This is a genomic window from Sorangium sp. So ce394 (assembly GCF_051474665.1).
Classification (GTDB): Bacteria; Myxococcota_A; Polyangia; order Polyangiales; family Polyangiaceae; genus Sorangium; species Sorangium cellulosum_D.
In genome coordinates, this window is sequence record NZ_CP150339.1 from 11928094 (window position 1) to 11948071 (window position 19978).

The 19978-nt window shown below is 73.6% G+C and carries 15 protein-coding genes; 5 read left to right on the plus strand and 10 right to left on the minus strand.

The window, feature by feature from the left end:
• Positions 1 to 1162: 1162 nt before the first annotated feature.
• Positions 1163 to 2239 carry a hypothetical protein gene (locus WMF33_RS44120; protein WP_437334195.1) on the minus strand — a complete coding sequence of 359 codons (1077 nt, stop codon included), beginning with the start codon at positions 2237 to 2239 and terminating at the stop codon, positions 1163 to 1165.
• 173 nt (positions 2240 to 2412) lie between these two features.
• The gene (locus WMF33_RS44125; protein ID WP_437334196.1) at positions 2413 to 2742 is read right to left on the minus strand and encodes a hypothetical protein; all 330 of its coding nucleotides are present in this window, start codon (positions 2740 to 2742) and stop codon (positions 2413 to 2415) included.
• Positions 2743 to 3038: 296 nt separating this feature from the next.
• Between WMF33_RS44125 and WMF33_RS44130 the strand changes: the two genes are divergently transcribed.
• Entirely contained in the window at positions 3039 to 4760 is a 1722-nt protein-coding gene (locus WMF33_RS44130) for a cyclic nucleotide-binding domain-containing protein (RefSeq protein WP_437334197.1), read from the plus strand.
• Positions 4761 to 4990: 230 nt separating this feature from the next.
• Here WMF33_RS44130 and WMF33_RS44135 read toward each other — a convergent pair whose 3' ends face one another.
• The 4 genes from WMF33_RS44135 to WMF33_RS44150 form a co-directional block, all read right to left on the minus strand.
• Positions 4991 to 5713, minus strand: a complete 723-nt coding sequence (locus tag WMF33_RS44135; RefSeq protein WP_437334198.1) for a hypothetical protein — start codon at positions 5711 to 5713, stop codon at positions 4991 to 4993.
• 186 nt (positions 5714 to 5899) lie between these two features.
• Positions 5900 to 6883 (minus strand): hypothetical protein, encoded by a 984-nt coding sequence (locus WMF33_RS44140; protein ID WP_437334199.1) that lies wholly within the window; start codon positions 6881 to 6883, stop codon positions 5900 to 5902.
• A 25-nt stretch (positions 6884 to 6908) separates the two neighbouring features.
• Positions 6909 to 8015 carry a M50 family metallopeptidase gene (locus tag WMF33_RS44145; RefSeq protein WP_061624635.1) on the minus strand — a complete coding sequence of 369 codons (1107 nt, stop codon included), beginning with the start codon at positions 8013 to 8015 and terminating at the stop codon, positions 6909 to 6911.
• A gap of 178 nt (positions 8016 to 8193) precedes the next feature.
• Positions 8194 to 8760, minus strand: coding sequence for a hypothetical protein (locus tag WMF33_RS44150; protein WP_437334200.1), 567 nt, complete (start codon positions 8758 to 8760; stop codon positions 8194 to 8196).
• A 388-nt stretch (positions 8761 to 9148) separates the two neighbouring features.
• Between WMF33_RS44150 and WMF33_RS44155 the strand changes: the two genes are divergently transcribed.
• A complete protein-coding gene (locus WMF33_RS44155; RefSeq protein ID WP_437334201.1) occupies positions 9149 to 10969 on the plus strand; it encodes a right-handed parallel beta-helix repeat-containing protein in 1821 nt (606 codons plus the stop codon).
• An 874-nt stretch (positions 10970 to 11843) separates the two neighbouring features.
• Complete coding sequence (locus tag WMF33_RS44160) at positions 11844 to 11969, plus strand: hypothetical protein (RefSeq protein WP_437334202.1); 126 nt, start codon at positions 11844 to 11846, stop codon at positions 11967 to 11969.
• An 84-nt stretch (positions 11970 to 12053) separates the two neighbouring features.
• Here WMF33_RS44160 and WMF33_RS44165 read toward each other — a convergent pair whose 3' ends face one another.
• A complete protein-coding gene (locus WMF33_RS44165) occupies positions 12054 to 13667 on the minus strand; it encodes a hypothetical protein (protein WP_437334203.1) in 1614 nt (537 codons plus the stop codon).
• Positions 13668 to 14067: 400 nt separating this feature from the next.
• On the opposite strand from WMF33_RS44165, the gene WMF33_RS44170 reads away from it, so the two are divergent.
• A complete protein-coding gene (locus WMF33_RS44170; protein ID WP_437334204.1) occupies positions 14068 to 15195 on the plus strand; it encodes an SUMF1/EgtB/PvdO family nonheme iron enzyme in 1128 nt (375 codons plus the stop codon).
• A 37-nt stretch (positions 15196 to 15232) separates the two neighbouring features.
• Here the strand turns inward: WMF33_RS44170 and WMF33_RS44175 are convergent, their stop codons facing one another.
• From WMF33_RS44175 to gloB, 3 genes are all read right to left on the minus strand, one after another.
• Positions 15233 to 16159, minus strand: a complete 927-nt coding sequence (locus WMF33_RS44175) for an NAD(P)-binding domain-containing protein (protein ID WP_437334205.1) — start codon at positions 16157 to 16159, stop codon at positions 15233 to 15235.
• Positions 16156 to 17940 carry a 1-acyl-sn-glycerol-3-phosphate acyltransferase gene (locus WMF33_RS44180; protein ID WP_437334206.1) on the minus strand — a complete coding sequence of 595 codons (1785 nt, stop codon included), beginning with the start codon at positions 17938 to 17940 and terminating at the stop codon, positions 16156 to 16158. The genes WMF33_RS44175 and WMF33_RS44180 overlap by 4 nt, the downstream gene beginning before the upstream one ends.
• A 65-nt stretch (positions 17941 to 18005) precedes the next feature.
• Entirely contained in the window at positions 18006 to 18761 is a 756-nt protein-coding gene (gene gloB, locus WMF33_RS44185) for a hydroxyacylglutathione hydrolase (protein ID WP_437334207.1), read from the minus strand.
• Positions 18762 to 18928: 167 nt separating this feature from the next.
• Between gloB and WMF33_RS44190 the strand changes: the two genes are divergently transcribed.
• Complete coding sequence (locus WMF33_RS44190; protein ID WP_437334208.1) at positions 18929 to 19933, plus strand: hypothetical protein; 1005 nt, start codon at positions 18929 to 18931, stop codon at positions 19931 to 19933.
• Positions 19934 to 19978 lie beyond the last annotated feature (45 nt).

The following is a 19978-nucleotide window of genomic DNA, read 5'->3' on the forward strand; positions in this document are numbered from 1 at the left end:
TTGGTGGCGCGGCTTTCCGCGCCGCGGGGCTCGCGCGACGCTCGATCCGGGACGTCGGCTCGCTCGGTATCATGGGTAAACGGCCGCAGTGGGGCCTGTGATAGGTGGTGTTGCTCATGGCGAACCGCGTGGTCGCCCTCCCCGAACCGCACCCGAATGACGATGAAGATGTCGTGTGGGGGATCTCCACGGCCAGCGCGCTGTGGGCGCGCGGCGAGCGGCGCGACGCCATCGTGTGGCTGCGGCGCGCGGCCGATGCGGCGGGGGCGGCCGGGCAGCCGTTCCGCGCCTCGGAGCTCGGGCTGTGCGCGACGGCGCTCGAGGAGGTGATGGCCTCGGAGGTCGGGCAGCCGAGCGATCCCGATCTCCTGGAGACGATCGCCAGCGAGGACGACGCGCCGTCCCCGCCCGCCGACGACGAGGACGAAGCGCCGCCGTCCGACGAGCAGACCTGGCGCCGCCGCATCTCGCTCGCTGCAGAGCTGCGCGCCTCGATGCCCTCGATCGAGATCGACCTGTTCGAGCCGCTCTCGCAGCCGGAGCTGGCCGCCGAGGCGGAGCGCCTGGAGGTGCCGTCGCGGCCGTCGCCGCGGCTCCTCCCGGGCACAGCGGAGGGGCCGGCCGCGGCGGACCGGCCGATCGCGCCGTTTTCTCCTGCGCCTGCCGGGGCTTCGCAGGGCAGCGCGCCGCAACCGCCGCCTCCCCCGCCGCCGATGGCGCAGCGGGCGGCGCAGCAGGCTCCCGGCGGCGCGCTCCCGCCGCCCGCGCCGCCCGCGCAGCCGCCGCCCTCCTTCGGGCCGGAGACGCCGCGCTCGCAGCCGCCCGCTGCGCCGTATCCGCAGCCGCCCGCTGCGCCGTATCCGCAGCCGCCCGCTGCGCCGTATCCGCAGCCGCCGGCCGCCGCATACCCGCATCAACGGCTCGACCCACCGTCCGCACAACCGCCTGCGCGGGTGGCCCCCTCGGCCCCCCCGCCGGCGGCGCCCAACGCCCAGGCCGGCGCGCTTTATCGGAGCCAACCACCACCGGCGCCTCTGCTGGCTGCCCCGCCGGCAGCGAGCGCGATCCCACCGCCGCCTCCACCGCCAGGGCTTCCGTCGTTCAGGCCGCAGAGCGCCCCGGACCCGCACTCGCTCGCGGCGCAGACCAGGACGCAGAGCGCTCAGCCGCCCGCCCCGCTCCCGCCGCCGGTCGTGCCGCGGGCAGCTTCGCCCAGGCCGTCATCGGCCCCGCCCCGCATTCCCCCTGCGCCGGGACTTCCGGAGCCGCCGCCCACCCTGGCGTCGTTGCCGGATCGTGGCCGGGCCGACGCCACGATGGGGCCCCCGCCGCCCCCGCGCCCCGCCGCGGCGCACCCCACGAGCGAGCCGCCGCCAGCGGTGCCGCTGCCTTCGTCGACGTCCTCCCCGCTTCCGGCAGCAAGCCTCGGTGCTCCACCGCCGCCGCGCCTCATCGCGGATGCGCATTCACCGCCCGCACCAGGAATCGCCGCGCCCGCGTCGACGCCGCCGCAGCCGCCGTCCTTCGGGCCGCCGCCGGCGCCGCTGCAGCCGCCGTCCTTCGGGCCGCCGTCGGCGCCGCCGCAGCCGCCGTCCTTCGGGCCGCCGTCGGCGCCGCTGCAGCCGCCGTCCTTCGGGCCGCCGTCGGCGCCGCCGCAGCCGCCGTCCTTCGGGCCGCCGTCGGCGCCGCCGCAGCCGCCGTCCTTCGGGCCGCCGCCGGCACCGCCGCAGCCGCCGTCCTTCGGGCCGGCGGCGGCGCCGCCGCTCGCGCCCCCGCGCCCGCAGCCGCCGTCGTTCGCGCCCCCGCGCCCGCAGCCTCCACCTGCCGCGCAAGCCCCAGCGCCGCCGTCACCTGCGACGCCCCCACCCACGCAGGGACTGGCCACGCCGACGTCGGCGCCGTCGATCGCGCCGCTGCCGCCGCCCGCCGCGCCGCCGCGCCCGCCGACGATGCCTCCGCCGGCGCCGCCGCCGCTTTCGGCGACCCCTTCCGCTGCGCCGCTGCCGCCGCCCGCCGCGCCGCCGCGCCCACCGACGCTGCCTCCGCCGGCGCCGCCGCCACTTTCGACGGCCCCTTCCGCTGCGCCGCTGCCGCCGCCCGCCGCGCCGACGCACCCGCCGACGCTGCCTCCGCCGCTTTCCGCGATCCCTTCCGCTGCGCCGCTGCCGCCGCCGCCCGTCGCGCCGCCGCACCCGCCGACGCTGCCTCCGCCGGCGCCGCCGCCAGCACCCACGCTCACCTCCGCCGCGCCTCCGTCGCACGCTGCGCCGCTGCCGCCGCCCGTCGCGCCGCTGCCGCCGCTCGCTGCACCTCCGCTGCCTGCTGCGCCGTCGCCGTCGGCCGCACCGCCGCCTATGGCGCCGCCGCCTGCTTCGCCGTCGCCGTCGGCGCCGCCGTTGGCCGCACCGCCGCCTATGGCGCCGCCTGCTGCGCCTCCGCCTCCGCTGCCCGCGGCGTCGTCGCCTTCCGCGCCGCCACTGGCCGCGCCGCCGCTGTCGGCGCCGCCACTACCGCCGCCGCCCGCAGCGCCGTCGCCGCTGTCGGCGCCGCCACTACCGCCGCCGCCCGCAGCGCCGTCGCCGCTCGCTGCGCCGCCACCACCGCCGCCGCCCGCAGCGCCGGCTCCTTCCGCGCCGCCGCCGGCCGCGCCACCGCCGTCCGCAGCGCCGTCGCCGCTCGCTGCGCCGCCACCACCGCCGCCGCCCGCAGCGCCGGCTCCTTCTGCGCCGCCGCCAGCCGCACCGCCGCTCGCGCCCCTCGCCTCCGCCGCGCCGCCGCCGCCCTCGACGCCGCCCTACGCCCCGAGCCCCGCAGCGCTCACCGAGGTGCACGCGCCGGACGATGACATCGGCGAGATCCTCGTCGAGGCTCCGATCCCGACGCCCGCCCCAGCCCGCACAGAGACGGCCGCTCCCACCGTCGCAACGGCCGGCTCGAGAAGGAAACCTCGCGAGCCGATCCTCGACCCCTGGTCCGACGACGCGGAGATCGCCGCGCCGCCTCGGCCTCTTCAGGAGACGATAACGCCGAGCGGCGACATGTACCTCGTGGCTCGCCGGCCCCCCTCGACGCCGCAGGCGGGCGATGAGGAGGAGGTCGTCACCTCGGCAGCACCGCTCGACCTCGCGCTCAAGCGGAAGCCGATCTCCGCGCGGCCGCCCGCGCCGCCGGCGCCCGCGCCGCCGGCGCCCGCGCCGCAGGCACCCGCGCCGCAGGCACCCGCACCGCAGGCACCCGCGCCGCAGGCACCCGCGCCGCAGGTACCCGCGGCGCCGCGCGCCCGCGCAGCCACGCCCTCCGGAAGCGAGCCGCCCGGGCACCTCGGGGCCTCCGCCGACGACGTCATCTCGAAGGGCGCCGGCGCGGCCGCCATCCCTGCAACGACGATCGAGCCTGCCGCGAGCACGGAAGAGCCCTCCCCGATCTCGACGCCCGATGGGACCGTCGTCATCGAGCTCTCCGACAGCGATCTCGACGCTCCGACGTCGTCGCGGCTCGACAGCCCCTTCCCCGCGCCGCAGGCGGCGGCGCAAGGCGACGACCTGCAGGCGAAGGCCGGTCCGCCGCTCGACGAGCCCGCCTCCGGCGGCGCCGCGGACCCGGCGCAGCGCCCGCTCGAGCTCGATGCAGCGACCGCCGAGCCCACGGCGGAAGAAGAGCTGCTCGACGACGCGGACATCGCGCTCGTGGAGGAGCCCGCGACCCAGGCGACCGCCGTCGAGCCGCTGCCGGCGGGCGACGCGTCCCTGTCGACCGATGCGTCGCAGCCCTTCGTGACCGACGCGGCGCAGCCCGGAGCGCTCGCGGTCGAGGGGCCCGCACCGGACGCGGGCGAGACCATCGACCTCGCCGCCATCGTGCTCGACCCGCCGCCCGGCTCGCCGCTGGGAGAGGGAACGGTCGCGACCGCCGACCTCGACCCGGAGCAGGCGCCGGATCTGCCGCAGCCGGAAGCGGCCAGCGCCTCGCCGCCCGCCGCCGGCGCCGCGCCCCTCACCGGCCGCGACCTCGAGCACGTCGAGGCGTTCGCCGACCTGCCCGAGGAGATGCACGACGAGCTCGCGCTCGCGGCGCACGTGGAAGACCTCGCGCCCGACGAGGAGCTCGCCGTCTACGGGGCAGCGCTGGTGCTCAGCGGCAGCGCCGCCGTGTGCGCGACCATCGTCGATGCGCCCGCCGAGCACGCCGCCATCAGGGCGCTCGTGCCGTCCCGCGGGACGCTCGAGGAGGGCATCCCGCTGCGCGTCGTCGCCGGCGCGCGCGGCGCGCGGGTGGCGATCTGGGACCAGGCGACCATCGACAACGCGCTCCGCACCTGCCCCTGGGTGCTCGACGAGCTGCGCGCCGTCGCGGACCGGCTCCAGTCGCTCGCCGGCGTCACCATGGGGCCGCTCGGCGAGCTCGAGGAGACGCTGCTGCGCCGGGTCCTCGGCCGGCTCCGCCTGCGCAGCCTGGAGCCCGGCGAGCCGCTGATCCACGCCGGCAATCCGATGCCCGGCCTCGTGATCGTCGGCGCCGGCACGCTGGAGCTGGTCGCGGAGCGGACGCAGGAGCTCGCCGGCGCCGCCAGGCCCGGCGAGCTGCTGTTCGCCTCCGAGCTGCTCGGCGGCCAGCCGGCGCCGGCGATCGCGCGCGCGGCCGGGACCGGCGCGCTCGTGCTCATCGTCGACCACCCGGCGCTGCGCGAGCTGTTCGAGAGCACGCCGGAGCTGCTCTCCATCCTCGCGCAGTCCGTCTCGCTGGACGCCCAGCGCAGCTGACCGAAGGCGGGCCGCGCCGCGCAGGGCGGCCCGCCGCATCGCCCGCCCGTCACGAGCGCCGCGCGCCCGAGGCCCCGAGCGGTTCGCCGGGTCGCTCCTGGATTTCAGAGCGGCGGTCACCCGCACAGGAGACGGGTCCAGCTCGGCGTTTTCGGCGCGGAAGCGCACTCCTGTGCGCTGAGCACCGAAAACGTCGAGATGGGCCCGTCTCCGAAGCGGGTGGCGCCGCTCTAGAGCCGGCCTCTCACGGGGCGCAGCGGTCTCGCCGCTTCCTGCTCCAGCGGGGCGGCCTCCTCGGTGGGCTCCTCGTCGTCGTTGAGCTGCCAGACGAGCTCGCTGTTGCCCTGCGCCCCGGCGAAGCGGAGCCCGAACCACTTCGCGCTCGGCGAGATCGTCGGCCTGCCCTCCGCGGTCGCGCGCGGGAAGCGGATGCGGAACGCCTGCCGCCACACGGTGTTGTACGGGAAGTAGGTCCGCTCGAGCGCGTTCGGCTTCGGGATCGCGACGATCTCCTCGGGCGCCGTCTCGTTCCCCGTGTCGTCGATCAGCCGGACGATCCACGCGCTGTTCGGCGTCGAGAGGTCGTTGTACTTGCGCTCGCCGCCGAAGATCGCGACGAAGAACTGGTGGCGCTGGCGCGTCTCCTCGAGCGTCCTCTCGAGCAGCTTCTGCCGCTGCTCGATCGTGAGCCGGTAGTCCTGCGCGTAGCGGGCCACGTAGGCCCAGCGGAAGTCCCACGACTCGAACGTCGCGGTGGCGGTGAGGAAGTTGTCGAGCTCCGAGAGCGCGAACAGGTGCTCCGTGCGCGTCCACGCGCGCAGCACGTTCTCGTAGTCCGTCGCGACGTACTCGCGCGGCCCCTCGTTCAGGCTGACGAGCTGGGTCGCGCAGCCGGTCGACGCGAGGAGCGCCGCGAGAACCAGACCGCGCCGGAGCCATGCCGCAATGACCACGCCGCCAGGGTACCCAGCGGCCGCGCTGGATGCACGCGCTCGAACGAGATCCCCTCACCTTCGCCCGCGGGAGCGCGCTCGCCGGGGTGCGCCCGGGCCCGCGGCGGCGGGGGGCCGATCCTCCTAGTAGCCTCCCCGCACGCGCGGCGAGCGCGGGCCCGGCGAGCGCGCGGCCCGCTCACCGGCTCACCGGCGCGCCCGCGGACGATCCGTCGGGAAGGTGAACCCGACGCTGAGCCGCGCGGCGTAGTACCAGGCGACGTCGCCGCGCAGCGGGGTCGCGATCGGCAAGAGCACGCTCAGCGCCGGCTGCACGTTCGCCAGGATGAAGCGGATGCTCGGCGAGATAGCGAACGTCGCGCGCTTGTCATCCTTCAGGTCCTGCGTGAGCTGGTAGACCTCCCACACCTCCAGGCCCACGCCGACCGGCGGGGCGAGCCGGTAGCCGAAGTAGAACGCGGTGTATGCCGAGATGTCGGTGCGCCGCTCGTCGGACCGGAGGCGGCGCACGACCAGCGACCAGTCGATGCCTTGCCGGAGCTGGAAGATGAACGGCCCGGTGATGTGCCGCATGTCGAACCAGGGGCGGAACGTGAGCGTGAGCTCCCGGAAGCGCGTCTCGTCCCACGGCCGCACCACGCGCGCGGTCCGCAGCACCTCGGCCTCGGCCGGCGAGACGTCCCGCGGGACCGGGAGGACGATGCCGAAGCCTCCCCCGGACGCGAGCCCGCGCACGCTCGACCAGACGCCCCGCCCGTAGAGCTCGGGGCTCCCGAGCAAGATCGACCGACCGACCCCCGGCACGCTCGCGGCGGCGCTGTCGTGCACCGCGCCGACGAACCACTTGCGGGGGACGAGCGGCACCTCCATCTCGCCGTGCGAGTACCAGGCATAGGCGGTCCTGCCGCCCGCCTGGCTGGTCGCCTCGGGCTCGATCGCGGCCGCCGTGTACTCGAACGTGAAGGTCGGATCGCGCAGCGTGAGCCCTGGGAGCGTCGGGGGCGCGGGGACGTCGAAGACGGCCTGCTCTTCCTCGTCGGACCACGCGCCCGGACCCGGCGGCGCGGCCAGCGCGGCCCCCGTCTCGCCGGCGAGCGCGAGGAGCGAGAGGCACGCCGCCGCGCGGGCGAGCCGCCCGGCCGGCGCCGGAGCCCGCGCGGGATACCTCATGCCACGGGGAGGCGCGGGCTCGGCGCTACTTCGACCCGAGGCCGAAATCGTTCGCGGTGACGTAGAGCATCAGCCCGATCAGCATGAACACGCCGACCAGATGGATGTGCGCCTCGATGCGGGCGTTCGGCCGGCGCCGCGTGGCGGCCTCGTAGAACAGGAACATCAGCCGGCCGCCGTCCAGGGCCGGGAACGGGATCAGGTTGAACGCGCCGAGGTAGGCCGAGAGCAGGCCGAGGAACTCGAGCCCCTCGGCCCACCCGCGCTTGGCCGCGTGCGCCGTCTCCTCGATCATCCGCTTCGGGCCCCCGAGCTCGCCCTCGACCTTGCCCGTCAGGTACTGGCCGAGCCCGACGACCAGGCTCTGCACGACCTTCGGCGGCTTCGTCACGGCGAGCACCGCGGCCTCCTTCGCGGTCACGGGCGCCGACTGGATCGGCCCGATGGCCATCACGCCGATCTTGCCCGCGCCGTTCTCGTTCACCGGGGTGACCTGGGCCTGGACGCGCTCGCCGGCGCGCTCCACGACGATGTCGAGCGGGCGGCCGGGGCTGCGGGAGATGATCTCCGCCATCTTCTCCCAGTCCTTGACCGGGGCTCCGTCGATCTCGACGATGCGGTCGCCGTCCTTGAGGTTGGCCGCCGCGGCCGGCATCCCGGCGACCACGCCGATGTCCGTCAGGCGGTAGGGCTTGCCCCCCGTCATCAGGCTCGCGAAGAAGAGGACCGACGCGAACAGGTAGTTGGCGAGCGGACCGGCGAAGATCGCGGCGATCCGGCCCATCAGGCTCGCGTTCGCGTAGCTGCCCTTGTCCTCGGGGTCGACCTCCTCGAGCGGGTTCATCCCCGCGATCTGCACGTACGCGAGGAAGGGGATCATCGCGACCTGGAACACGGTGGGGCCGTGCTTCACCGGGTCGTGACGCCAGAGCCGCACGCGGACCTTGTCCGCGGCGGTCGTGAACCAGAAGTACCCGTCCTTCGGGACCACCTTGAAGAAGGTGGGGCCGAAGCCGATCGAGAACTTCAGGACGCGCATGCCGTAGGCGCGCGCGGCGAGGTAGTGCCCTCCCTCGTGGACGACCATCAGCAGGGCGAGCCCGAGGATGCCTACGAAATACCAGCCGACCATCTCCGGCTAGTCTAACCAGGGTGGGGCGCATCCGCACGCGCCCGATGTCCGCCCCGCACGCCTGCCCCGGCAAGATCCCGCCGCCCACGGCGGAGTCCGGGCGCTCTCCCCCGACCCCCGCGGCGGCAGGGCGGCGCTCCGGGCGGTCCAGCCCGCCGGAGAGGCGGCGCGGCGCGGCTCAGCCGGTGAAGAACGATGCGCCGATGCTGAAGAACGGATAGCCGATCCGCATGGTCAGCGAGATGTCGTCGTTGAAGTGGTACCGGCCGCCGACCATGGTGACGAAGTCGAACCACACCCTGTCGTAGAACCCGTCGGTGCGGAGGACGGCGCCGAGATCGGCGAAGGCGCTCCACTTGTCGTTGAAGAAGAAGTTCCACTGCATGGTGACCGGACTCCAGATGGTGAAGTCGCGGCGGCAGTACGTGCAGTTGGTGAAATCCAGGCCGAACGAGATGCCGACAGTGTTGTTGAGCTTGGGGATGAACGCCGGATCGGCGAGCTCGATCGTGGCGCGGAAGCCGACGCCGAACTCCGGGTCGCCGAAGTCGTCGTAGTACCTGTACCCGTGCCGCCGCAGACCGTAGTCGCGGTGCAGGAAGACGAAGTTCCCGTGCGGCTCGAGCTCGGCCACGTAGTCGGGGTGATCGTTCGGATTCTTGATGTTCGCCTGCGCTTCGGGCGCGAGCGTGAGGAGGGTGCCGGAAGCGAGAGCGACACTCACGAGCGAGGGGAGCGCTTTCATGGGCTCTTCGTACCAAAGGAACGGCAGCGAAGGAAGCGAACGACCACGGGGCCGGGTCATGGCGGCCCCCTGGATGGCGGCCGCCCCTGGATGGCGGCCTCCCCTGGATGGCGGTCTCCCCTGGATGGCGATGTCGCACCACGCGCGGCGCGCTGCGCCCGGAGCGGGGCGCGCCGCGGCGCCGCGGGCGCGAGCCGTCGCCGCGAGGCCGCGCCGCGCCGCGAGCCCGCGTCGCGCCGCGGGGCCAGGCCCGCGACGTGAGACCAGGCCGCGACGTGAGCCCGCGACGCGAGCTCGTCTGGCTGAGGCGCGCGCTTCGGGGTAAACAGAGCCAGCGCCGCATGAGCCCGCGTGCCGCGGCGGGGGCGGCCTTCCCGGGAGCGTCGAGATGAGAGGATCGACAAGCGTCATCCAGCTGGCCCGTGGCTGCGCGCGCATCGGCGGCGCGCTCGTCGCGGCGGCCGCGCTCGCCTGCAGCGCCACGATCCACGTCGCCGGGCCGCCGCCCGAGGGGCCGGCGCAGCCGACGGCGCCGCAGAAGAAGCCCCCCGCGCCGGCCGAGCCCTCCGCGCCCGCGGAGCCGCCGTCGCCCGCGGCCGTCGAGCCGTTCGTGACGACGCGCGACTCCGACGCGTGGGTGAGCCAGACCTTGAAGCTGCAGCGGCGGTACGAGCGCGTGCTCGTCGTGGGCGCGCCGGCGCCCGCCACGATCCGAGTCGCCGCGCTCGACCTGAACGCGCCGGGCGCCGCGGCCGAGCCGCAGGACCTGCCGGTCACGCGCGCGTTCGCGACGCTCCAGGACGCCGCGGACGCGGCCCGCGGCGGCGATCTCGTCGCGGTGCTGCCGGGCGCGTACGCGGGGTTCTCGCTGGGCGAGAAGCCGAGCGCCACCCAGGAGCGGTACATCCATTTCAAGGCCATGGGGCGCCCGGGCGAGGTCGTGATCCAGCGGGGGGCCGCCGCCGACCCGAACTGGATGATCTACCTGAAGGGGGCGCACCACGTGGTGATCGAGGGGTTCCGCCTCGCCGGCAGCAGCGGGCCCGGCAGGCAGAGCGCGGGCACGCCGAAGGCGGGGATCATGGTCGACGGCGCGTTCGGCGAGACCGGCAGGCTGGCGCACCACATCGCGATCGTCGGCAACTTCTCTCATCACCATCGGACGTGGGGGTTTCACTCCACCGACAGCCACACCGTCCTGCTGCAGGACAACCTGTTCGCCTTCTCTGCCGCCGAGCACGGCGCCTACGTGTCCGACGGCTCGGACAACTACGTGGTTCGTCGCAACGTGTTCTTCGGCAACAGCGCGAGCGGGTTCCAGGCGAACCTCGATCCGGAGGCCTCGCTCGACGCGGTGCTGGAGCACCCGTCGTTCCGGGGCTATCCGCGCAGGGAGCCGACCCGCGCCTGGGCCGCGGGGCTGATGAAGCTCGCGACGGACCGGTTCGGCGAGCACGGGTTTCCGGACGGCCGCGGCGTGAACTTCATCATCGAGCGGAACGTCATCAACGGCAACGGGCGCATCGGCGGCGGGGCGATCAACCTCGCGGGGGTGTCGGACTCGGTCATCCAGAACAACCTCATTTACGGCAACCTCGGCAGCGGGATCGCGCAGTGGGACAACGGGAACCCGTTCGACCAGGCGTATGTGGAGCCGGGCCCGCGCTCTCCGGAGCAGGTGAGCGGCCCCGACGCGCTGCCGCTCTGGGGCTGCCGCAACAACCTGATCCGCAACAACACCGTGGTCATGAGCAGCCGGGGCCGGCCCGCGCTCCAGTGCGGCAACGGGAGCTGGGGTTGCCGGCTGCGGAACAACATCCTCGTCAGCGACGACTCGCCCTCGATCGAGGTGCTGAGCACGAGCATCTACCGGTTTGACGCGGGCCACAACGTGGTGACCCAGGTGAGCTACGGCGGGATGCCCGACGGGCTGAAGCGGCTGGCGGCGGCGCTGCCGGAGACGCGGGCGATCACGGGCATCACGCGCGCGCGGCTCGCGGCGGAGGTGGTGCGCGCGGGCGAGGAGCCGTGGGTGGTCGTGGAGGGGAGCTGGTGGAAGCTCAACCCGAACCGGCCGGATTTCAGGCCGAAGCGGTCGTCCAAGATGCTGCTCGGGCAGGGCGACGCGCGCGAGGTGCCGGCGCTGGATCTTCTCGGCGAGAAGCGCGGCGGCGCGGAGCTCGGGGCGCTGTCGCCGGGGCCGGGATGAGGGGGAGCGCTGGAGCCGGGATGAGGGGGAGCGCCGGCGCCGGGCTGAGGGGGTCGGCGCCAGGCTGAGGGCCCGCGCCGGGCTCACTGCCGTTCCAGGGCGCCGGCGGCGGCCAAGAGCACCGGCGCGGCGGGGCGGCGTGCCAGCGGACGCGGGCGCGGAAACGCTCACGCGGGGGCATCGAGCCGGCAAAAAAGTCTTGCCGGGGGAATGCAGCAGGCGAACGATCGCGCCGCGCTGGGGGTAATCACGTAGAAGGCCCGCGGCGCGCCCAAGGAGGACGGCGATGCGCGGCAGAACTTCTTCTCTTGTGTTCGTCTTCTGTTTCGTTGCGGGCGGAACCATCGCGGCCTGCTCGGGCGAGACGACGGAGAACCCCGGCGGCGGCGGGGGGAGCGGCGGGAGCGGCAGCGGAGGAACGACGAGCAGCACGACGTCGAGCACGACGGGGGCGAGCAGCAGCAGCTCGACGACGGCCGCGTCCACGACGGCGACGTCGACCGGAGCGGGCGGGGACGGCGATGTGTGCGATCAAGCGTGTGCGCGCGCGGACGAATGCGGCTCATCTGTCTGTGAGCAGTATCCCGTCGACTGCTCGGACCCGCAGTACGAGTGCGTTGCGCAGTGCGTCCTCGATGCGGAGGAGTGCGATAATATAAGCTCCACCGACCCCGGTTTTATCGCGTGCGTCGTCGCCTGCTCAGGCGAGGAGGGCGCCGGCGGCGGCAACTCCGGCGCAGACTGCCGCGCGTGCGCGCTCCAGGAAGGCTGCTTGACCAGCTGCCTCGGCAATACAGGCTGCCAGACGTGGCTTCAGTGTGCGCAGAGCTGCTTCGCGGACGACCCGAGCCCCGAGTGCTTCAGGAGCTGTGATATGGCAGCCGCAACTGATCCGGACAGCGGCGAGGAAGTGGAGAGGCTCTACCGCGCTGCTTACGAGTGCACCTGCACGAGCTGCGCGGACACGTGCGAAGCTGTCGCCGACCCATGCAACCCGTGAGAGGATGAACCCCCGACCCGTCACGAGCGGGTCGTCGTCCCTCGCCTGCGACCGCCATGCACGATCGGAGCGCTCTCGCGCGGCTCACGGTCTGAGGCTCGCAACGAAGATATCTCCATCGCCCTGCGGCACCATCACGCCGGCGCCGAGATCGATTTTCCCGGGCGCCGCTCCGGCGACCAAGAGCTCTCCAGAGCCGCCGAGCGCGATCGCTCTGGCATGGATGCCTTCCTCCCCCGCCACGCCAAACGTTCTGACCCAGAGAGGGTCACCTTCCAATCCGAGCCTCAGGAGCACCAGATCGCGCGCCGATTTCGCGCGGAGCAGCTCGCCGTCCACCTCTGCGCGTTCTTTCAATCCAGCCACGATCAACACGTCGCCCGTGGGCTCGATCAAGAGATCGTCATGGATCAGGTCACCGTGGAAGACTCGGCCCCACTCGTAGATGTTCGACGTCGTGTACTTCAATAAGATGTCGACGTATTCATCCGCCGCGACCTCGCCGCCGCCAAAATCCACCACCCCCTGGAACCCTATCACGGCTGCCGGGCCACCCAGCCTGTCCACGGCGATGGACCGGAGCACTTCGTTTTCGGTCCCCCCGAGGACCCTCGCCCAGCTCACCAGGCCACGGTTCGTCACCTTTGCCATGAATGCATCCGAGCCACCAGCTGCCGCGTAGGAGAGGTCGCCCAGCACTAGATTACTACGAAAATCGCCGCCGACGATGATGTTACCAGCAGCATCGACTGCCACATCACTGGCATGCTGCGCCCCCTCACCGCCCCATGTTCGGGCCCAGCCGCTCTCGTCATCGATGGAACCGTCGGAAGATCTCAACTTCGCGACAAACACGTCTTCTCGGTCGGTCTCGTTGGAAATGGCGTGAACGTCATCGAACTGGATTGTCCCGCAATAGCTCCCCGCGAGCACCACGTCTCCATCCGGGAGGAAACTCATTCCCGCCACGAAGCTCGGCACGATCCCGCACATCTTTGCACCCATCGACTTGCTCCACTGTATCCCTCCATCCGGGTCGTATCTGTGCAGCATCAGGCTCATCGAGCTCATGTCATCCGCGAGCTCGAGGCTCGCGACAACGACGTCGCCCTGAGGGCTGACCGCAAGCGAGCTCAACGTCTCGCCTCGTACATCGCCCAGCTGCTGGCTCCAGACGTACTCGCCCGAAGCAGAAAGCTTGATCAAGAACGCATCGCGGTCGCCAGATGCGATGAGGACATCGTCACCGAACGAGATCGCTCCCTTGAAGTTGCCAGCGACATAGGTGTTGCCCGCTGCGTCCATCGCGACGTCGCTCACAACCTCCTCCTCGGCGCCACCGATGAGCCTCGCCCACGCGACGCAGTCCTTCCCGTCGCAGTCCTCGTCCTCCGCGCTCGCGCACGTCTCTGCCGCCGGCGTCACCTCACCCGCGCACGCCTCGTAGCCGGAGCCATCCTCCTTGCACGCCTGCGTCCCGGCTTGGCAGATCCCGACGTCCTCCGTCCCGGGAGGGCCGGAGTAGCACTCGACCTCTCTCTCCGGCTCGCACGTGGCGCCTCCGCCCGATCCCGTCGACGTGGCGCCGCCGGCAGGCGCGCCGTCCTTGAAGTCGTCAAGGCCGAGCACCAGACCGCAACCGGATGCCGCCAGGATGCCGAGGCCAGCGAGGCATCGAAGCGATGTGCGCATTCTCATGCGCGGCATCGTAGAACGACAGACGCAGGGCGTCAGCCGGAGCGCATCTCCCGGACAGTCGAGGCGGGATACCGCCTTATGTCGCGCTCGCCGCAGGCGCCTCGCCCGGCGCGCCGTCCCGCGCCGCCGCCGAGGCGTTCCCCTTCGGCTCGACGTGACCCGACTTACCTCGACGTGAGCTCAGAAGAGCGGCGCGGCGGCGCCGTCGCGGCGACCAGCGGAGCGCGCCGCGATCCCACGCAGCCGCGCGCCGGGCGCGTGTACACTCCACCTCGTGTCGTCCGCGCCGCGCCGCGATTGCCTCCGGGCTCGCCTGTCTCTCCTCTGTGCCCGCCAGCCTTCGAGGTCCTCGCTCCCCCGGCGCCGCCTGTCACGATGCGCGACGACGGGCTTGCTCGCCGTGCTGGCGTGGATGACGGCGTGCACGGGTCCGAGCGACGGCGGCGGCAGCCCGGCAGCGAAGGCGGACGCCCTTGGCCAGGGCCACGTGGCGCACGCGGCCGAGGGAACGGCGCCCGCCGCGGCTTCCGCGTTCGCGTCCGCCGCCGCTTCCGCGCTCGCGGCCGCTCCGGCGCCCGCCGCGCCGCCGCCCGCCGGCAGCGCGCACGCCGGCGCCGCCATCCCGGGCGGCGCAGCCGCCGAGCCCGCGCCGATCGCCGCCGGCGCGAGCGCCGCCCCGGTCGAGCCGCCCCCGCCCGGCTCGGCCAGCGCCGCGCGCTCCGTCTTCCCCCCGCAGCCGCTCGGGATTTCGCTCTCGCTCGGCTCCTGCCCCGCCGACATGGTCCTCGTCGGCGGCTTCTGCATCGACCGCTACGAGGCGCACCTGGTCACCGACGCCGGCGGGGAGCTCGCCGTGCACCCGCACTTCAAGCGGCCCGAGCCGGGCGTCCGCTACGTCGCGCGCAGCGAGGCCGGCGTCTTCCCGCAGGCGTACATCAGCCGCGTCGAGGCCAAGGCCGCGTGCGCCGCCGCCGGCAAGCGCCTGTGCACGCGGCGCGAGTGGCAGCGCGCCTGCCGCGGCAACGGCGTCCACCGCTACCCGTACGGCCCCCGCGGCGAGCGCGGGCGATGCAACACGGGCAAAGCCCACCTCCTGAGAGAGGTCTTCGGCGAGCACCCGCCGGGCGGGTGGAGCTACGAGCGCCACTTCAACAGCCCAGAGCTCAACCAGAAGCCAGGATTCCTGGCGAGGAGCGGCGATCACGCCGACTGCGCCAGCGAGCTCGGCGTCCACGACATGATCGGCAACCTCCACGAGTGGGTCAGCGACATGGTCGATCACGAGCTCGTGATGCGCATGCAGACCGAGGGCGTGGAGCGCCGCGCTCAGCCCTGGCACGAGGGCAACGGCGTGTTCATGGGCGGCTTCTTCAGCACGACAAGCGAGCTCGGCCCGGGCTGCTATTTCACCACGATCGCCCACGAGCCGGCCTATCACGACTACTCGACGGGATTCCGGTGCTGCGATGACGCCGAGCTGCCGGCGGGGCCGGAGTCAGCCGGGGCGATCAAGCGAGACGGCGGCTGACGGCGCTGCGGTCCTCACGCCACGACAGGAATCGACATCACGCCGCGAACATCCGGTCGAGCACCGCCTTCGGCTCGCCGCCCTGCAGGATCGCCTCCAGCGCCTCGAACACCCCGCCGTCCACCCTCCGCGCCTTCGCGAACGCCACGATGCGCGGGATCAGCGGGATCGCCTCCACGCGCAGCCGGGCCTCCGCGACCGCCTCGTCGAGCGTCCGCCCGCGCGCGAGCGCCTTGCCGAGGATCACCTCGGGGCGGCCCGCGAGCCGGATCGACGCGAGCAGATCGCCATAACCGCCGAGCCCCAGCATCGTCCGCTCCTCCGCGCCCGCCGCGGCGGCGATGCGCGCCGCGCTGTCGACCGCCCGCGAGATGAGCGCGGCGAGCAGCCCCGGCCCGGCCCCCGCCTGCTCGGCGAAGCCGACGCCGACCGCCAGGCACCCCACCAGGGCCGACGCCCACTCCAGGCCCTGGAGATCCGGCGTCGTGTAGACGTGGAGCGCGGGCGACTGGAACGCCGCGGTCACCGCCGCGTGCACCTCGGGGAACCGCGAGCCGCACACCATCGCCGAGGGGCGGCCCTCCCGCAGCTCGTCCTCCTGCACCGGGCCGCCCAGCGCGCCCACCCGGCGCGCCGGGGTCTCCTCGCGCACGAGATCCGAGACGGTCTTCAGCGCCTCGCCCTCGAGGCCGCGCACGCCGTGGATCACGAGGTGCGCGCCGTCCATGTGATCGCCGAGCGCGCGCAGCGCCGTCCGGGCCGCGTTCGACGGCACCGCGATCACGAGCAGCCGCGCCCGCGCGACCTCCGCGTGGTCCCGCACGATCCGCGGGCCGTCGTTGATCTGCGGGTGCTCGCGGCGCGAGTACAGCAGCACCTCGGCCCCGGTGCGGCTCGCCGCGAGCGCGAGCGCCACGCCCCAGAAGCCGCCGCCGATGACCCCGACCGCCGGACGCGCGCTCACCGGCCACCTCCGGCGCCGTTCATCGAGCCCGCGGAGCCCGCGCGCGCCGCCGCGGCACCGCCGCGCGCCGAGGACGCGCCCCGCGGCTGCTGCTGCTCGTCGAACGACGACGCCGGCGGCGAGGACGGCGCGAGCGGCGGCAGCGGCGGCTGGACCTGCAGGCCGGAAGGGACGCCGGGCGGCGCGATCACGTCCCACGCGACGCCGTGCGCGGCGAGGCGGTTCTGGTAGTAGAAAAGCAGGTTGGTGTCGCAGATGGCGATGCCGTCCGGCCGCGAGTCGAGCACCGGCGTCGCGTGGTACCCGGCGAAGGCGCGCAGCGCGCGCTCGACGATGTCCCCGCCCGAGCCGAGCCGGACGTCCTCGCCCAGCACGATGCACCCCTGCTGCTCGAGCGCGCGCAGCCGGTCGCACAGCGCCATGACGTCGGCCGCGAGGTCGTCGCGCGGCACCGTGAGCACGTCGCGCTGGCGGAGCACCGTGAAGAGGTCCGCGGCCGGCGCGTGGGCGCGGAGCCGGGCGAAGCTCGCCGCCGCGACGACGTGCGTCGCCATCACGACCGTGTCGCGCGCGTACGCCCGGCAGATCTCCTCGCCCAGCTCGCGGGCGTACTGGGCGTCGCGCGCCGCGTCGATGTTCGGGACGCCGTCCTGGTCCTTCACGTAGCTCGCCGGGTCGACCTCGCGCCCGCGCGCGTCGAACGAGCGCCCGAGCTCGTCGACCCGGTTGCCGAACGGATCGAGCGGCTCCGAGAAGCGGATGACCACGGCGGCGTTCATCGCGAGCAGCTTGCGGAGGAACGAGGCGATGCGGCCGATCCGGCTCGACTCGTCGTCCTCGATGATGAAGCGGCCCTTGCCGGCCTCGGAGAGGAAATCGGCGATCAGCGTCTCGGCCTCGAGCGTGATGAGGTAGTTGATCGTGGCCGGGACGAAGAAGATGCGGCGCTCGCGGCCGCCCAGCAGCGTCCGCGTGTAGGCCTCGAAGGCGCTGCCGACGAGGCCGAGCTTGAGCCTCCGCTCGATGCCGCCCGAGCGCGAGCGCGTGCCCCCGGGGAAGAACAGCGAGTGGTAGCCGCGCTCGAGGAGCACGCTCGAGTACGTCTTCAGCACGTCCTTGTAGAGGTTGTGCCGGATGCGCCGGTCCACCCGGTAGGCGCCGAGGTTGTGCATGAAGAACGAGAGGACCGGGTTCGTGAACAGGTTCTTGCCGGCGCCGTAGGTGGCGGGCGGCAGGCCGGCGCGCTCGAGGGCGTAGCCGAACACGATCGAGTCCATGTTCGAGAGGTGCGTCGGGACGTAGACCGCGGTGCCGCGCTGCACGAGCGACCGGAGCTTCGCGAGCGGGCCCTGCACGAGCACCCGGTCGGCGAGCAGCTCGAGGCTGACGAGCTTGCGCGGGTCGCGGACCACGGTCACGAGCTTGCGCGGCGCGAGCAGGGCGCTCACGACCGGCGGCAGCAGCCGCGACGACAGCTGGTAGACGCGCCGGTCGAAGTTCCCCGCGATGTCCCAGGCGTACTCCTCGGCGAGCTCGCGGAGGCGGCGGCGGCGCTCCGCGTCGTGCATGCGGCCGAGCGAGCGGGCGAGCCGCTGCCACTCGCCGAGCTCGCGGACGTCCTGCGGCTTCCGGGACCCCTCGAGGCGCTTCGCCTCCTGGTACGCCGCCTCGTTCATGGCGAGCAGCGGATCCCTCGTGGCGCCGATGACCCGGTCGACCACGGTGCGCACGATCTCGTCGCGCGCGTCGTTGAACCCGAAGATGGGAGCGCGGGAGTCCATGGCCTAGTCGTATAGAAAACAGGCGACGGGCGCGAGCGGAATACGGCCGCGCGCGACGCCGTTGCTCAGCGGTAATCGTCCTTCGCGCGCCGCACGGCGGCGAACACGTCGGGCAGCGTGGGCCCCGGGAAGCGAGCCCGCACGGACGCCTCGCCGCAGCGCAGGAACGGGTTCGTCGCGAGCTCCTCGGCGATGGTGCTCCCGACCGTGGGCTCGCCGCGCTCGCGCGCCGCGCGGGCGGCCGCGAGCTTCTTGCGCACGGCCTCGTTCTCGGGCTCGACCGTCTCGGCGAAGCGGAGGTTGTTCACGGTGTACTCGTGGCCGCAGAAGACGCGCATGTGCACCGGGAGGGCGGCGAGCTTGGAGAGCGACGCGTGCATCACCTCCGGTGTGCCCTCGAACATGCGGCCGCAGCCGCCGATGAAGAGCGTGTCCCCGGTGAAGACGGCGTCCTCGACGCAATAGGACACGGCGCCCATCGTGTGGCCGGGGACGTGCAGCGGCCGGAAGGTGAGGCCGGCGACCTCGACCGGCTTGCCCTCCTCGACCCGCTCGGTCTGGGCGGGCACGCGGCCGACATCGCTCGCGTGCGCGTAGACGGGGAGGTCGCCGTAGCGCTGGCGGAGCGCCTCGTTGCCGCCGACGTGATCGTGGTGGTGGTGCGTGTTGATGATGGCGACCAGGCGGAGCTGCTCGCGCTCGAGCGCCGCGACGACCGGCTCGGCCTCCGACGGGTCGATGACGATCGCCTCGCGCCGCCCGTCCGCGGCCGCGAGGTACGCGTAGTTATCGCTGAGGCAGGGCACGGGGAGGATGCGCATGGGGCGAGAAATATAGTGCGGCGCGCCGGGGGAGCCTGTGAAAAACTCGGGACAGAAGACGTAATGCGGTGCGCTTGTCGATTTCGATCGACATCGCGCTGGGGATGGCGCCGGCGGGCCGCCGCGCGCCGTGACGCGGGCGCGGTCGTGTGGCAGAGGGGCCGTGCATGGCGTCCGCCGAGCCCTCTGTCCGCTACCGCATCGGCGTCGATGAGAACGGCCTCGGCCCGCGGCTCGGTCCGATGGTGGTGACGGCCGTCCTCTCGCGCGTCACCGAGGCCGGCTGGGAGACCGCCGGCCGCGCGCCGCGCGGCGCCCTGGCGCAGCGGCTCGGCGACTCGAAGCAGCTCGTCGCGCACGGGGACGTCTCGCTCGGCGAGGCGTGGGCCCGCGCGCTGGTCGCGCGCGGCTGCGGCCGCGGGGCGGCGGCCGCCGAGCCGTCGTCGGTCGACGAGCTGATCCACGCGGTCGCGCTCGAGGATCGCGCCGCGCTGCGCGCGCTCTGCCCGGGCCACGTCGAGGCGCAGTGCTGGTCGACGGAGGGCGAGGGGTTCACCGCGCCCGACAAGCTGCTGCGCGCCATCGGCCGCGACCTCGACAAGCTCGCCGACAAGGGGGTCGAGATCGTGGCCGTGCGCTCGGTGCTGCTCTGCGCGAAGCGGATGAACGACGGGGTGCGCGCCGGGAAGAACCGGTTCGTGCTCGATCTCCACGCGATGGAGCGGCTCATCCTCGAGCTCGGCGGCCTCGCCGGCGCGGAGATCTTCGCGGTGTGCGGCAAGGTCGGCGGCTTCGGCAAGTACGGGTCGGCGTTCGGCCCGCTCGCCGGGCGGCTGCACCTCGCGCTCGAGGAGGGCCGCGCCCGCAGCGTCTACCGCTTCCCCGGGCTCGGCGAGATCGCCTTCGTCCGCGACAGCGACGCCTCGGATCTCTGCGTGGCGATGGCGTCGATGGTGGGCAAGTACGTGCGCGAGGCGCTGATGGAGCGGGTCGCGCGCCATTACCAGCGCGCGGTGCCGGGGCTGCACGGGGCGAGCGGCTACCACGATCCGGTGACCACGGCGTTCATCGGGGCGACCCGGCTCGTCCGCCGCGCGCGCGAGATCCCCGACGACTGCTTCGAGCGGCGCGCCGCCGAGGGCGAGGCCCCGCTCGAGGGCGGCAACCCATAGCGCCGAGCCCGGCGAACGCCGAGCCCGGCGAACGCCGAGCCCGGC